The organism is Anaerolineales bacterium (genome assembly GCA_019637805.1).
In the GTDB taxonomy this organism is placed as follows: domain Bacteria; phylum Chloroflexota; class Anaerolineae; order Anaerolineales; family UBA11579; genus JAMCZK01.
Genome location: JAHBVB010000001.1, coordinates 655,506 through 670,808, shown reverse-complemented (window position 1 = coordinate 670,808; position 15,303 = coordinate 655,506). Strand labels below are relative to the sequence as shown.

12 protein-coding genes and 1 tRNA gene are annotated in these 15,303 nt (G+C 63.5%); 1 reads left to right on the top strand and 12 read right to left on the bottom strand.

The genetic code is table 11. The features are described from left to right. Window positions 1-80: 80 nt before the first annotated feature. Window positions 81-866 carry a VWA domain-containing protein gene (locus KF885_03250; protein MBX3048167.1) on the top strand — a complete coding sequence of 262 codons (786 nt, stop codon included), beginning with the start codon at window positions 81-83 and terminating at the stop codon, window positions 864-866. Here the strand turns inward: KF885_03250 and KF885_03245 are convergent. The 12 genes from KF885_03245 to KF885_03190 form a co-directional block, all read right to left on the bottom strand. Next, on the bottom strand, window positions 863-1,591 hold the full coding sequence (locus KF885_03245) for a hypothetical protein (protein MBX3048166.1): 729 nt from the start codon (window positions 1,589-1,591) through the stop codon (window positions 863-865). The genes KF885_03250 and KF885_03245 overlap by 4 nt on opposite strands. A 184-nt stretch (window positions 1,592-1,775) precedes the next feature. Further along, window positions 1,776-2,549 carry an alpha/beta hydrolase gene (locus KF885_03240; protein ID MBX3048165.1) on the bottom strand — a complete coding sequence of 258 codons (774 nt, stop codon included), beginning with the start codon at window positions 2,547-2,549 and terminating at the stop codon, window positions 1,776-1,778. Window positions 2,550-2,617: 68 nt separating this feature from the next. Then, window positions 2,618-2,694 (bottom strand) — tRNA-Val (locus tag KF885_03235). 11 nt (window positions 2,695-2,705) lie between these two features. Then, window positions 2,706-4,598: an asparagine synthase (glutamine-hydrolyzing) gene (gene asnB / locus KF885_03230; GenBank protein MBX3048164.1), complete on the bottom strand. Its 1,893-nt coding sequence runs from the start codon at window positions 4,596-4,598 to the stop codon at window positions 2,706-2,708. A gap of 1 nt (window position 4,599) precedes the next feature. After that, window positions 4,600-5,730, bottom strand: coding sequence for a glycosyltransferase family 4 protein (locus KF885_03225; protein ID MBX3048163.1), 1,131 nt, complete (start codon window positions 5,728-5,730; stop codon window positions 4,600-4,602). Beyond that, on the bottom strand, window positions 5,731-7,719 hold the full coding sequence (locus KF885_03220) for a hypothetical protein (GenBank protein MBX3048162.1): 1,989 nt from the start codon (window positions 7,717-7,719) through the stop codon (window positions 5,731-5,733). After that, window positions 7,720-8,679: a flippase-like domain-containing protein gene (locus KF885_03215; protein MBX3048161.1), complete on the bottom strand. Its 960-nt coding sequence runs from the start codon at window positions 8,677-8,679 to the stop codon at window positions 7,720-7,722. Continuing rightward, complete coding sequence (locus KF885_03210) at window positions 8,663-9,676, bottom strand: glycosyltransferase family 2 protein (GenBank protein MBX3048160.1); 1,014 nt, start codon at window positions 9,674-9,676, stop codon at window positions 8,663-8,665. Before KF885_03210 ends, KF885_03215 begins: the two co-directional genes overlap by 17 nt. 2 nt (window positions 9,677-9,678) lie before the next feature. Next, on the bottom strand, window positions 9,679-11,682 hold the full coding sequence (locus KF885_03205) for a hypothetical protein (protein ID MBX3048159.1): 2,004 nt from the start codon (window positions 11,680-11,682) through the stop codon (window positions 9,679-9,681). A 98-nt stretch (window positions 11,683-11,780) separates the two neighbouring features. Beyond that, window positions 11,781-12,752, bottom strand: coding sequence for a GDP-mannose 4,6-dehydratase (gene gmd, locus KF885_03200; GenBank protein MBX3048158.1), 972 nt, complete (start codon window positions 12,750-12,752; stop codon window positions 11,781-11,783). Between the two features lie 35 nt (window positions 12,753-12,787). Next, on the bottom strand, window positions 12,788-13,921 hold the full coding sequence (locus KF885_03195; GenBank protein MBX3048157.1) for a glycosyltransferase: 1,134 nt from the start codon (window positions 13,919-13,921) through the stop codon (window positions 12,788-12,790). Beyond that, on the bottom strand, window positions 13,918-15,294 hold the full coding sequence (locus KF885_03190) for an oligosaccharide flippase family protein (protein ID MBX3048156.1): 1,377 nt from the start codon (window positions 15,292-15,294) through the stop codon (window positions 13,918-13,920). The genes KF885_03195 and KF885_03190 overlap by 4 nt, the downstream gene beginning before the upstream one ends. Window positions 15,295-15,303 lie beyond the last annotated feature (9 nt).

The window sequence follows — 15,303 nt, the reverse complement described above, 5'->3', positions numbered from 1 at the left end:
CCCGCTGGTGGGATGGCGGCCAGCAAGTGCAGGCCAGCCAGCCCTTCGCCCCCCGCAAGATCGACAATCCGCTGGACAAGATGACCCGCCGCCAGAGCGGTCGGCGTTCGCGCACCCACACGGAGCGCAAGCGCGGCCGCTACATCCAGGCGCGCCCGGCCGGCAACGACCTGAGCGACATCGCCTTCGACGCCACCTTCCGCGCCGCCGCCCCGCACCAGCAGGCCCGCGAGGAGCAGCGCAAGCAGATGGCTTTCGCCATCCAGCGCCAGGACCTGCAGCGCAAAGTGCGCGTCAAACGCGCCGCCAACCTGGTGGTCTTCGTGGTGGATGCTTCCTGGTCCATGGCCGTGTCTGAACGCATGGCGGCCACCAAAGGCGCGATCCTCTCGCTGCTGACCGACGCTTACCAGCGCCGTGACCGGGTGGGGCTGATCGTCTTCCAGAAAGACCGCGCCAACCTGATCCTGCCGCCGACCAACTCGGTACAGCTGGCGCAGCGCGCCCTGGCTGACATCCCGGTGGGCGGCAAGACGCCGCTGTCGGCCGGCCTGGCGCTGGCCTACGAAGTCATCTCGCGCGAAAAACGCCTGCATCCTGACGTGATGCCGCTGATGATCCTGCTGACGGACGGCGCCGGCAATGTCTCGATTGGCCCGGGCGATCCCAAAAAAGAAGCGCAGCACCTGGCGGAACAGATCGCCAATGATGAGATCCGCAGCGTGGTGGTCAATATGGAGCACGCCGCCTTTGACCAGGGCCTGGCCGACCAGCTGGCCGAGCATCTCAAAGCGCCCTGCTATACCCTGGGCGAGCTGCGCGCCGAGAACCTGTACCAAACCGTGCGCGAGCAGATGGGCCGCTAAAGCGTATCAAAGTAGCGCGCCAGTTCGACCCTCAACGCCTCTACGGAATCAAAGACAAACAGGACTTCATTGAAGGTGTAAATCGCCTTCTCGTAGCCGATCACATTTTCGATGGTGAAAGGCCGTACCGGCGTTTTGCCCTCCATCACATGCTGGATCTCGCCATACGAGGACAGCAACCCCGCCCCAAAGATCTTGGTCTGGCCGCCTTCGCGGATCAACCCAAATTCCGTGCTGAACCAAGCCAGCCGTTTGATGTTCTCACGTTGCTGCGGGGTGGCCTTCAGGAAGGCCGGGGCGAACAGCTCCTGCAGGGCGGTGTAGTCCGGCAGGACCATGAAGGGCAGGTGGCCGAAGATATCGTGGAACATGTCCGGCTCAGGAGTGAAGTCCATTTCGTGCCGCTCGCGCATGTAGTCGGTGATCAGGAACTGGCGTTTGGCGAAATGGTGGTACCAGGGCACCGCATCGGAGTAGCGCACCACGGTGCGCACCGTGCGCCACCCGGTGCGCGGCGTGATGGCGGCATTCAGCTCGGCCAGCTGGGGGATGCGCTCGGCGGGCAGCCCCAGCAGCGCAAAGCCTTGCAGATATTCGGCGCAGGCGTATTTTTGGATATTGGGCAGCTGGCGGGCGTACAGGTCGCGCCAGACCGCGTGCTGCGCCTGGCTGAACGCCAGGTCGCGGCCGCTGAGGGCGACAGTTTCGTTGCGGTGCAGGGTCATTTCCTATCTCCTTGGCCGCTTAAACAAAAAACCACAGGCCGTTTGCCTGTGGTTTTGCTAAGCGGGGTTCGCGAAGGGGTTACTCTAGGCAGGACAAAACGGCCAAGTGGGGCTCAGCATAATAATAGGCGTAATCTCGGGAGCCGTTTTGGAATGCCATTGGCCGGGATTATAACAGACGGCGCTATTTGGCAGCCAGGCTTTGCATGAAATCGTCGATGTGTTGGTTGACCGCCTCGGGGTTGTCCAGGTTGGTCAGGTGGCCGGCGTTGGGGATGGAGTAGTACTGCGCGCCGGCGATGCCTTCGGTCAACGCCGCCTGTTGGCGGGCCACGAAGACGTCTTTGTCGCCATGCAGGATCACGGTAGGGCACCCCACTTTGTGCAAGTCGTGCTTGGTTTCCAGGCGCAGATTGCCCGCCCACTGGCGCAGGAATTCGTCGTGGGTCATGGAAGCGAAGCCCTTTTCCACGATGTCGCGGTGTTTGATGTTGACCGCCTGGGCGGTCCATTTGGCGGTGGTCTCGTAGGGCAGCAGGCGCACGCTGAACAGATTCATGGCCACCAGCCATTTGTCGTACCAGTGGTAGTTGTTGGAGAAGGGCGTGCCGATGAGCACCAGGCCGCGCACCCGCTCGGGGTAGCGCACCGCGGCCTGCAGTGAGATGTGCCCGCCCATCGACAGCCCGCAGAGCACGGCGGACTTGATCTTCAGCCCATCGAGCAGAGCGATGAGGTCGCGGCTGAAGGATTCAGGGTCTACCTCGCCGGGCGGCAGGCTGCTGTTCCCGTGGCCGCGCACATCCCAGAGGATGACACGGTACTTCTTGGAAAGCTCGGCCACCTGCGGTTCCCACTGCCCGTGGTACATCGAATTGCCGTGGGTGAAGACGATCGGCTCGCCTTTGCCGTGCTCTTCGTAGTACAGCTTTACGTCGTCCAGTTCAATAAAGGGCATCTTTTCTCCAGGTTGAAACAAAAAGACCCACGTTGGTGGGTCTTTTTTGTAAGGTGCTTGCTACCTAATGGTGGGCGCGATAGGACTCGAACCTACGACCTTTGCGATGTCAACGCAACGCTCTAACCAGCTGAGCTACGCGCCCAAGAGACAAAATTATATCTGATTCCCCCGCGCCCACAAGGCCAGGCAGGCCAGCGCCCACAGGCGCTTGCCGTGGTCCTGCTTGCCCGCGCCATGCTCGGCCAGCAGCTCCACCATGGCCTCGCGGCGCAGCCAGCCGGCCAGCGGGCTGCCGGGGTTCAATAGGGTTTCGTGCAGCCAGCCCTGCAGCGGGCCGCGCAGCCAGGCGCCCACCGGGATGCCGAAGCCCTGCTTGCGCTTGCTGGTGATCTCGGCGGGCAGCAGGTGCCCGAAGGCTTTGCGCAGCAGCTGCTTGCCCTGGCGGCCGCGCAGCTTGTAGCCGGCCGGCAGGCGGGCCGCCCAGGCCACCAGTTCGTGGTCCAGCAGGGGCGAGCGCCCTTCCAGGCCCTGGGCCATGGTCATGCGGTCGGCTTTGACCAGCAGGTCGCCGGGCAAATAGCTTTTCAGGTCGGCGTACAGCGTGCGGTCCAGGCGGCTGGCGGCGGGCGCCGCGGCGTACAAGGCCGCCATGTCCTGCTCGGCGCGTTTGTGATGCAAGTGGGCCGCCAGCTCGGGCTGCCACAAGGCGGCCTTATGGCTGGGCGAGAAATACGAGCCCCAGCGCAGCAGAGAGGCGCGCCGGTCGATCTCGGTCAGCTGCGGCAGGCGTTTGATGCCGTTGGCCAGGCTGCTGCCGACCGGGCCGCCCGCCCGGTCTGGCAGAGCCGCCGCCAGGGCCGGCGCCAGCCGGCGGGTGACCAGGCTGGGCAGGCGCAGGTACTGGTCGGCATAGCCGTCCAGCCAGTGCCGCCAGTAGCCGGCAAAGGATTCGTCGCCGCCGTCGCCGTTCAGTGCCACGGTGACGTGTTGGCGCGTCAGCCGCGCCAAGTGGTACAGCGGCAAAGCCGAGGGGTCTGCGAAAGGCTCGCCGAAGTGGCCCAGCAGGGTTTCCAGCGTGGCCGGGATGTCGCCAAAGGTCAGGGTGAACTCGTGGTGGTCAGTGGCGTAGCGTTCGGCCACGGCGCGGGCGTAAGGCAGCTCAGAGAAGCTAGTCTCCTCGAAACCCACCGAGAAAGTCTTGACCGGGCCGGAACTGGCCTCCGCCATCAGCGCCACCACGATGCTCGAGTCGATCCCGCCGCTCAGGTGCGCCCCCAGCGGCACTTCGCTGATCAGGCGCATCTGCACCGCCTGACGCGTCAGCCCGCGCAGCTCTTCGATCAATTCTCCTTGGCTGGCGGTGTGCTTGGGCTCGTAGTCCACTTGCCAGTACGCTTCGGTGCTCAGCTGGCCGTTCTGCCAGACCATGCGATGGGCGGCGGGCAGCTTGTGTACGCCCTGGTAGGCTGTGTGGGGCTCCGGCACGTACTGCAGGCTGAGGTAATCGTCGATCGCCTGCAGATCAACATCAGGCTGCTGGGGCAGCACGCTCAGCAGGGCTTGCAGTTCGGAGGCGAAATACAGCTGCCCGCCCTGCACGGTGTAGTGCAGCGGCTTTTTGCCCAGGCGGTCGCGGGCCAGCAGCAAGCGCTGGCGCTTGGCGTCCCATAAGGCAAAGGCGAACATGCCGCGCAGATGCTGCACGCACTCGTCGCCGTATTCTTCATATAAATGCACGATGCATTCGGTGTCAGTTTGGGTGTAAAAGCGGTGGCCCTGCTTCTCCAACTTCTCACGCAAGGCCGGGTAGTTATAGCACTCGCCATTGAAGACGATGGCGAGGCTTTTGTCCTCGTTGAAGATGGGCTGGTCACCACCCGCCACATCGATGATCGCCAGGCGGCGCATGGCCAGGCCCACGCCGGGCGCCTCGTAATAGCCTTCGCCGTCTGGGCCGCGGTGGGCGATGGCCGTGTTCAGCCGGCGCAGTTGGGCGCCGTCTGGCCGCCGCTCGCCGCCCGGGGCAATGCCGCAGATGCCGCACATCTCAGTCAGCCCTCTGGGCGGCCTGCAGCAGCTGCAAGTAGGCTTCGGCCACAGCCGGCCAGGTGTAGTGCTGCTGGACGCGCTGGCGGGCGGCCGCGCCCATACCCTGGCGCAGGTGGGCATCTGCCAGGGCGTACAGGGCGTTTTTCAAGGCAAGCGGATCTTCGCTGGGCACAAGCACTCCACAGTCCGGGGTGATCAGCTCTTCGTTGCCGGCAATCCGGCTGGCCAGCACCGGCAGGCCGCTGGCCATCGCTTCCAGCACAGCATTGGGCATGCCTTCATGGCGGGAAGGGTGTACGAACAGGTTGGCCGCCGCCAGCCTTTCGGCCAACTGCCGGCGGTCCAGCCAACCGCAAAATTCTACCCGTTCGGCCAGGCCCAGTGCGGCGGCCTGCTCTCGCAGGCTTTCCAGCCGCGGCCCGTCCCCGCCGATGGTCAGCCTCCAACCCGGCTCGCCAAAATCCGCCAGGGCGTCCAGCAGCAGGTCCAGCCCTTTCTGGTAAACCACCCGGCCCACGAAGAGCATGCGCAAAGGCTGCCAGGTGCGCCTCCCGGCCGGAAAGGCGGCCAGGTCCACGCCGTTGGGGATGATTTCGATCTCGCGCGCTGGGTCAAAGGCCTGCGCCAATTGGCGCAGGCCTTGGCTGTTGGCCACCACCGCCGCCGCCCGCCGCCAAACGCGGCGCAGCAGCGGCCCCAGCAGGCGGTGCTGGCGGCCGAAGTCGTAGGGCCGAAAGCCGGGCACATCGCCACCGCGCAGGCTGACAATATAGGGCAACCCCAGCAGATGGTTCCACAGCCAGGCGGCCACGCCGCTGGGCGCGCCGAAGAAGGCCAGAGTTACGTCCGGCTTCAGCTGCCGCGCCCAGGACAAGCCCCACAAGCAGGCCGAGAGGATGAAAATGGCTTGCTCCAGGGCCGTAGAGCGATCTTGGCGGCGGCGCAGACTGGGCAGGCGGATGATGCGCACGCCTTCCAGCGTTTCGTCGCGCGGCAGGTCGCCATAGCGCGCCGTTAACACGCTGACCTGGTGGCCGCGCGCCGCGAACTGGCGCGCCAATTGGGCGCTGGCGTTTCCGGCCCCGGCCCCGATCGGCGGGTATTCGCTATTGAGGATCAGAATATGCATTTAGCGATCATCGCATTTGGGGAAATGCGGCACCAACAACTGCACCGAAGGATTGTTGGAGGTCGCCACCGGCTCATAAGCGCACAAGATGGTGCGGGTGATCGCCTCCACCCAGGCGTTGTTCTCGGCGGCCAGCGGATCCTGGTTTTCGTCCACCAAGCGGTCATACAGCGGATCAGTCACGATCAAGCCAAATCGGTGCTCATCGACCAGTTTGGCGAAACGAGCCAGGTAGTCTTCGTTGTGGGAAATCGCCATTTCCATCAGAAACAGCTTTTCGTAGTCCGGATAGAGCGGCACGCCTTCCACCAGGCCGAAGGTGACCAGATGGCGCTGGGAGATGAACAAGACCTGCGAGCCGTTGGCCAGGGCTTTGTCGGCCTCGGTTTGGATCTGCTGCAGCAACTGTGCCGTCTCCTGTTCCGGGGCCATCTTTAACGGTCCGCCGCTGAAGATGGCGAAGCCGATCGGGATGAGCAGCAGAGCGGCCTGCAGCCCAACCGGTACGGACAGAGCGGCCAGCTTGCCGGCGGCCTGCGGCGCGTACCGGCCCACGGCCAGGGCATAGGCCAGGGTCAGCAGCAGCACCATGTAGGCGTCCATGTTGTGCAGGTTGGTGCCCCCGCCGATCTTGACACTGACCACCAGGCCGCCGGCGAAGAAGATCAGCAGCAAGGCCGCCACGCCCAGCCAGCGCCATTGGCCCAGCCCACTCCCGGGTTGGCGCAGCCGCAGCGCCAGCAGGGCCAACAGCGGCAGCGAGACCAGCACGATCCCAGGCAAAATGCCGGGCGGGAAAGCGGCATTGGGCCACAGGCGCGCCCACAGCAATGCCGATGTGAACGATGAGCCGAAATGCTCCGGCGGGTTGCCCGAGTTGAGGATATAGAAGGCGTAGGCACCCAGGCCGGCCAAGCTGCCGCCCACGGTGAACAGCGCCGGCCGCCAGAGATAGTCCGGGCTTAGGGCTTGTGCTTTAGGGCGCACTTCAATGAAATACAGCAGGGCGGCCAGCGCCCCGGGCAGCGGCACCCAGTTGATGCGGCTGAGGCCGGCCCAGATCGAAGCCAGGGCCACAAATAGCAAAGTGCGCCCGAGGCGCTTGCTGTCAAAACCGATCAGCACCAGGAATACGCAGGGCAGCAGATGGTAAAACACGGCGCCCTGCATCAGGAACAAGAAGCCCCACAGGACGAACAAGAGGCGCGCATAGCCTGCCGGGGTCTGCAAGCGGCGCGCCAGCAGCCAAGCGGTCAGCAGCGGCATGCCAACCCACAGGACAGCCTGCCAGAGACGATGCAGCCACAAGGCAGAACCGGGGAGCAGGAAAGGCAGCGACTGCAGCATGTAGCGGCTGGGGTGCGTCACCGGCCAAGGCAGATTGATGCCGTACAGGGCCTGGTCGAAGAACATGGAAGCCTGGTAGTAGCGGCTGATCTCCGACCACTCCAGCGAGAAGGGATAGCTTTGCACCATGACCAGGAAGGTGCCCGTCAGGTAGACGCTGGCGATCACCAGCAGGCTGCCCGCCAGGTTGGAGAGCCAACTGCTCCTGCGCCAAGCGGCCAACAGTGCGGCGCCCACTGCCGCCAGCGTCCAGAACAGCAGCAAGCGCGTATAGCCGCCGGTCACAAAGCGACCATAAAAGCCGAAGGCGATCAGCGGCATGGCGACGGCTACGCCAGCAAACAGCGCCAGGGCCGCGGGGCCTAACGCCTGCAGCCTGCTTTGCAGGCGCTGCAGCCCGGCCAGCAGGCGGGTTCCCAGCGGGGTCAGCGCGGCGCTGGCCAGCAGCGCCAGCACCGCCAGCAGGCCGTAGCCGGCATACAGGGCCGAACGGAAACGCGCCGAGGTGAAGAACAGCTCTTCGGCGATGATCTGATCGCTAAATTGGCTGAGCGCGGCGGCTGCCAGGACCACGCTGAGCCACAGCAGCACCCGCAAAGCACTCAGGGGGTTGGGTTTTTCAAAATGAGGCCAGGCTGCCATTTAGCCGTCCAGTTTGGTCAAAAGCGGCTGGGCTTTGGCCATGCCGGGCAGCACATCGGAGAGCGCCAGGGCGCCGGGGAGGCTGACCAATACGTACAGCGTGCGCAGTAGCAGGGCCAGCACCAGGCTGTTGGCTGGGGCCACCCCAGCCAGTGCGCTGAATGCGTAGCTGATCGAAAATTCCTGCAGGCCCCAGCCGCTGATGCTGATCGGGATCAGGGTGACCACATACACCAGGCTTTGCAAGCCAGCCACGGTCCAGAAATCCAGCGGGTCGTGCATGCCATCCAACAAGATATACAGCGTGAGGAACAGGCAGAGCATGTGCACAAATGTAAAGGCCAGTGCCTCAAGCAAAGCACGCGGCTGGCTCAGCCACAGGCCAATGGTCTTGATCAGCCGCTGCCAGATCTTGCGCACACGCTGGGTCATGCGCCCCAGCCAGCTTTCCCCGGCGGCCAGGCCCGCCAGCGGCAGGGCTCCTGCGGTGGTCAGGTTGGCCGCCGCCAGGATGCGCAGGCCGATCGGCAGGGTGAAGACGAACCCCGCCAGGCCCACCAGCCGGTCGGCCACCAGCGAAGCAGCCGATACGGCTGCATCGTAGCCCTGCTGCAGGGCGCCAGCCAGGCGGGCCACATCTCCGCCGATGGTGCTGGGTAGAAAATTGTTGGCGAACAGGCCGGCAAAGGTAATGCGCAAGCTGGTGCGCCAGCTGATGTCCACGCCCCCGGAGCGCAGCAAAATATGCCAGCGGCGCGCCACCGCCAACCGGGAGACGACCGTCAGCGCCACCGCCAGCAGGAAGCGCCACAACTCAATGCGGGCCACCGCTTCGGTAATTTCTTGCCAGCCTTGCTGGCTGATCAGGTAAACCACAAGGCCCAGGGTGATGATCGACCCTGCGCCCCGTAAGAGTGAACCCGCGGAAAGCCAGGCGGGGCGCTTAGCTTTGCTTGTCACCCTTAACCCCGATGCTGTAACGCACCGTGTAAATCGGCTTGGATTGCGATTCGTGATAAGTGCGCACAGACATCTCAGCCAGGAGGCCCATCAAGATGGACTGCACGCCGAGTACGCCCAACAGGGCGCTGAGCAGAAAGACAGGCGAATCGACCGTGCCAGTGCCATACAACATGCGGCGGACGAAGAGGAAGATCAGGCCCAAGCCACCCAGGCCCATAAAGCCCATGCCGACCCCGCCAAAAAGGTAGATCGGCTTGTTGACGAAACCGCCCATGAACTTGACGGTGAACAGATCCAAAATGACCTTGACGGTGCGCTCCAGGCCATATTTGCTGGTGCCGTGCATGCGCGGGTAATGGTTGACCGGCACTTCGGTGATGCTGGCGCCCACCTGGCCGGCATAGGCGGGAATAAAGCGGTGCATTTCGCCATAGAGGCGGAAGCCGGTCAGCACTTCACGCCGGTAGGCTTTCAGCGTGCAGCCATAATCGTGCAGGTACACGCCGGTCACGCGCGAGATGATCCAGTTGGCGATGCGCGAAGGGAAAGTGCGCGTAATGAAGTTGTCCTTGCGGAATTTGCGCCAGCCACTGGCCAGGTCATAGCCCTTGCGGATCTCTTCCAGCAGCAGCGGAATGTCGGCCGGGTCATTCTGCAGATCGCCGTCCATCAAAACGATGATCTCGCCTACGGAATGGTCAATGCCGGCAGACAGCGCGGCGGTTTGGCCGAAGTTGCGCCGCAGCGCGATGACGCGGGCGTGCTTGCGGTCTTTGGCCGCCACCACTTCCAGCGCTTGCAAGCTGCCGTCGGAGCTGCCATCGTCCACGAAGACCACTTCCCAGTCATATTGGCTGCCGTTCATGGCCGCGCTGATCTGGCGGTGCAGTTCGGGCACGCTGTCCACTTCGTTATATACCGGCACCACAATGGTCACCGTCAGGCGCTTTGTGGTTGTGCGCACTGTTTTGGGTTTGGTTTTGCTGATTGGCATGGTTAGTCTGTGCAGGCCCGCAAGTCTAGCATGCGGCGATAGTTAATGTGGGCATTGTCCCAAACCTCGGCAAAAGTAGTCACACAAGCGGCCTCAAAACCGGATGCGGCGCGCAACGCCGAGTCGAGTCTCTCCCATCCGCGGCTGTCTAAATAATAGAAGTTATAGCCATATTGCAACAGGTCGGCCAGCCGCGGGGCAGGGAAGAGCTGATGCCATTCGTTGCCGGGGTCAGGCTCACCGATTAACGCGCCGGAGAGGTGGCCACTGAGGATGGTGGCGCTGCCAACGGGGGCCAGTACTTTGGCTTCAGCGGGTAGCTTGCCCCACAGCTGGGCGGAGATGGCCGCGTCCAGCTCGTTGAAGTTCTCACCCAGTCGGGTTGTGCTGGCGGCGGAGAATTGCGTGCCGGCGATGATCAACCCACTAAAGCCGGTCAGCAGCAGGGCGACCACGCCCGCTTGGCGCAGCCAGCGGGGCCAGCGAAAGTTGCGATCGGCGATGACGAAAGACAGGAGCAGGGTCCAAGTCAGCATCGCCTGCCAAGTCAGGCGTGAAATATCGCGGTCGGACTGGTACTGGAAAAAAACGGGGATGATGAAGCCCAGCCAGGCAGCGCAGGCCAGCACGCCCAGCAGCCAGTCACCGGCCTTGGCGCGACGCCAGGCCCACTGCGTGATCCAGGGCGTGAATAAGATCACCGGACCTAGTTCAAAGAAAGCCACGATCAGCTGATGCGGCGAAAAAAGACTCAACGGCCCCAGGTGCGAAGAAACGATGGCCAGCGGCCAGCGCAGGCTGAAACCCAAGAAACTGACCGCGTTGGCTGTGTTGGCCACCGGGAGCATGCTGGAGATGCCCAGACCCAGGCTTTGCAATAGCCCGCCGCCTTCGTACCCGAAGATCATCTCTCGCACCAGTTCGGTGATCGTGCCGCCCTGCACCAACACCAACAGGCCGGAGATCAGCGCGGCGCCCAGCACTGGACGCAGTTGAGGCAGATTTAGCTTGCGCTCGCGCAGGAGGGCCAGGCCCACGAAGGTGAACAGTCCCAGGATAAAAAGCGCATAAGTGGCTTCCCACACCAGCGCCCACATGGCCAGGATGATCGCCAGGCAGGCTGCGCCCCAGCGGTTTTTTAAGCGCAGCGCCAGCAGCCAAACCAGCAGAAAGATCAGCACGGAATAGGTGTTAGGCCCTTGGTGGGCCATCACCAACGGGTCCATAATGCCGTTCAAAAACGCGAAGATATAGGGCATCGGCGGCCCGCCGTCCACCAGCCAGGGGGAGAAGAGCGCTTCAGAGAAAGGGCGATCGATCAAGGCGCTGGTGCCCTGCAACTGCACGACTCTGTCCATTTGCAGCAGCAGGCCCGGCGGCAGCAACAACAGCAGGTAGCGCGTGCCCGCCGCCAAGGCCACCAGGCCGGCAGCAGCCCAGCCGCCCCAGGCCCGGCCTGCATAGCGGCGGCCCAGCAGGCCGGCCAGCAGCAAGGTCATGGCAAACAGAAGCGCCTTGGAGACGTCAAAGGCGCTCCAGGGCAGCAGGCCGCCCAGGCGCATCAGGCTGCCTCCGATGAAGTGAAATCCGTAGTGGTAAATCAACCTAAGCGGGTATCCGGGCAGATATTCTGGTGGGATATTGCCGTTGCCAATGATCGAGATCAGTGAGAGGTTCTTGTGCTCATCAAACAGGGTCAAGCCCTTGCTCCACAACATGAAGACGTAGAACAAGGCAAACCCTGCCACCAGCCAGGGCCAAATGCGCAGGTCGGCCGAGTCCAGCCAACCGGTACCGCTGCGCCAGGCCGCCAGAACGGCCAAAACCAGCAAGAGTAACGCTGGCAGAGTGAAGGCCAGGTCTGGCGCCAACCAGCGGCCAAACAAGTTCACCAGCCAGACGTACAGCGTAAGGCCTAGTGCGAGACCCGCGATGACTCGTTCGCGAGATTGCAGGCGAAAAGTGTGGCTGGCTAATAGCCAACCGGCCAGCCACACCAGCAACATGGTCGCTAACCAGGGTAGCAGGCTAAGGGAGCTTCCGTCTCGGTACCAGTACATAATTGTTCTCGGCGGCCCGCGGCGGGATTGCCCGCCGCCGAAGGTTATTTGGCGGCTTGTGCGCTCACGCGCTCAAGGTCGGCGTCCACCATCATCTTGACCAGGCTTTCAAAGTCGACTTTGGGCTGCCAACCCAGCTTTTCCTTGGCTTTGCTAGGGTCGGAGATCAGCAAGTCCACCTCGGCCGGACGGTAGAAACGCGGGTCTTCGACCACGTATTCCAGGTAATCCAAGCCGACATGTTCAAAAGCCACTTCGCACAGGCGGCGCACGCTGTAGGTTTTGCCGGTGCCGATGACATAGTCATCCGGCTGGTTCTCTTGCAGCATCAGCCACATGGCTTCCACATAGTCGCCGGCAAAACCCCAGTCACGCTGCGCTTCCAAGTTGCCCATCGGCAGCTTGTCCGCCAGGCCCAGCTTGATGCGCGCCGCTGCGTCAGACACCTTGCGGGTCACGAACTCCAGGCCGCGGCGCGGGCTCTCATGGTTGAACAAGATGCCGGAGACGGCAAACAAGTTGTGTGATTCGCGGAAATTCACTGTGATCCAGTGTCCATACACCTTGGCCACGCCGTAAGGGCTGCGCGGGTAGAAGGGCGTGGTCTCCTTCTGGGGCACCTCGAGCACTTTGCCGAACATTTCGCTGGACGAGGCCTGGTAGAAGCGCGCCTTGGGGAGTACCTGGCGCATCGCCTCGAGGATGCGGGTGACGCCCAGGGCGGTCACCTCGCCGGTGAGCACCGGCTGGTTCCAGGAGGTGGGCACGAAAGACTGCGCCGCCAAGTTGTAGATCTCGTCTGGCTCGTAGCGCTCCATCACATCCACCAGGGAGCTTTGGTCGTGCAAGTCGCCCTGCTCAATGCTGATCTCGTTTTGGATGTGTTGGATGCGTTCGAAGGTTACCGTGCTGGATCGGCGCGCCATGCCAACCACTTTGTAGCCTTTAGCCAGCAGAAATTCGGCCAGATAGGAACCGTCTTGTCCGGTGATACCGGTGATAAGGGCAGTGGGCATTCGGTTGTTTCCTCTTCTATAGTGTGAAAGAGGAATTATATCGTAGCTGACGGCGCGGGCCCCTGCAGCACGCGCCGGGCGCGGGCCGCCCAACTGTAGCTGCTGGCCGTGGCCTGCCCGGCCGCGGCCAGGGCCGCCCGGCGCGACGGGTCTGCCTGCAGGCTGCGCAAAGCGGCCTGCCAGGCAGCCAGGTCGCCGCTGGGCAGCAAGACCGCGTTTTGCTCGTTCAGCACTTCCTGCAAAATCGGCAAGTCACTGGCTAGCAGCGGCCGCCCCGCTGCCAGGTACTCGAACATCTTGAGCGGATTGGTAAAGGCAGCGATGTCCTGCCCGCCGGAGGCAGTTACCTGCTGGCCGTAAGGCATGGTCAGCACATCGCAGGCGGCCTGGTACAGCGGCAGTTCCGCATTGGGCACAAAGCCAGTGAAGTGCACATTTTGCTGTTCGCCAGCCTGCTGGCGGCGGGCCGCCACGTCTTCCGGCCGGCCACCCACCAGCAAAAAACGCATTTCCGGCAATTGGCGGGCCAACTCCAGCAGGAAGCCGATGCCGCGGCCGGTGTATAAATGGCCGCTGTAGCCGACGGTGAAACCCTCGGCCAGGCCCAGCTGGGCGCGGGCCGCCGCCGCTGTGGGTAGGTTTTGGTAACGCGCCAGATCCACACCGTTGGGCGCCAGGGTCAGGAAGTCGCCAGCGGGCAGGCGGTAGGCGGCCTGCAGCTGCTGCGCCAAGTGGCGGGTGTTGACCACCAGTCGCCGAGCGCCGCGGCTCCGCAAAAATACGCGCAGGAACAGCGGCCCCATCCTGCCGCTGGGCATATCATGCAGTTCGAAGATCGTCGGCAGGCCCAAGGCGGCAGAGAGCGCCGCGGCCTGCGGCACACGTGTGTAGAGCAGGTCGGTGCGCCAGGCTTTGGCGGTGCGCCAGGCTGCCCAAGCGTAGTCATAGCGCCGCAGGGCCGCCCGCGCCGGCAGCCAACTGATCTCCAGCCGGCGCTCCAAGCCGTATTGGGCGGCCAGCTGCGCCCAGGGCAGCTGGGACGCCGCGCCGGGGGCCAAAATGCGCAAATCATGACCCTCGGCCGCCAGGGCCTGGGCCATTTTCATCACTTGGATGCTGTTGGCCGTTTGGGCCGGGATGGCCCCCGGGGCGACCAGGGCGATTTTCATGCCGGGGCCGTGTTGGGGTGGGCGCGCAGGTCTGAGAGGATGCGCAACACCGAAAGCGAGACGGTGAAGATGTAATATCCGGAGAGCAGCGCGGCAAAGGCCACCGCGCCGCCCGAGGAGAACAAGAATACGCCGATCACCTTGAGCACCATGCCGGCCAGGTTGACCAGGGTCGGGTAGATCGGCCGGTTGAAGGCCAGCAAGGCCGCCCGGCTCCAATAGAAGATGTTGGCAAAGCTGTAGCCGGCTACCAGGATGATCAGCGGCGCATAGGCAGGCAGAGATTCGGGGTTGCCTGAATACAGCAGGATCAGTTCACGCCCAAAGAAGATCAGCAAAAGGGCCACCGGTAGCGAATACAGGGCCGCCAGCGCCGAGCCACGGCCCAGCACTTTGCGCACCGCGGCCCAGTTGTTCTGCGCCACAGCCCGTGAGAGCTCGGGGTAGGTGGTGTAGGGCAGCGGGCTGACCGGGATTTGCAAGAAGCCGATCAATGTGCGCGCCAGGCTGTACAAGCCGCCGGCCAGGTTGCCCAGGAAAGCGTTGACCCACAGATCTTCGCTGTCTTTGGCCACCAGGCTGACCGTGGCGCTCAGGTTGGTGCTGAAGGCGAAGGCCAGCAGGCTGCGCCGGTCGCTCTGCAGAGTGGCGATCGGCGTGCGCCACCAGTCGCGGCCCCATTCCTTGGCCGCGATGCGGAAGGCCAGCAGCATCACCGCCAGCGAGCGCAGCAGGCGCCCGCCCAGCTCGGCGAGGATGATCTCGTACAAGCCGCCGCCGGTGAAATAAACCACCACGGTTAGCACCAGGCGCAGCACGCTCTGGCACACATCGATCACTGACTTGGCGTCGAAGCGGTTGAAGACCTGCAGCATGCCGTCCGAGCTGTCGTAGAACAAATTGATCAGCACCAGACTGCCGTAGGCGATGAAGATGCTCTCCATCCCGGGGATGTCCGAGAACAGCTGCACCCCCAGCGGGGCCAATAAGGCGATCAGCGCAAAAGCCACCATCGAGCCGCCTGCTTCGAGGATGGCGGCCAGCTTGTACACCGCCGCGGCCATTTTGGGTTCGCCGCGCTCCTGATACAGCCGCACGTACTTGACGACCAGTTCGTCAATCCGAAAGGAGGTGAAGCGGTTGATCACGTTGGAGAAAGTCGCTACCGCACCCAGCAGGCCGATACCGGCCACCCCCAGGCCTACATTCTCCAGAGCGCGAAACTGCAATGCCCCCTGCAGCATGCCGATCCCGGCCGAGATGACCGTGGCGCTGACCAGATAGCTGGAGTTGCGGATGATGCGCCGCAGAAATTCTGAGTCGAAGATGCGCAGATAGAGTTTTTCGAGGCGGTCCAGCGGCAGCTTGAACATAAGGATGGG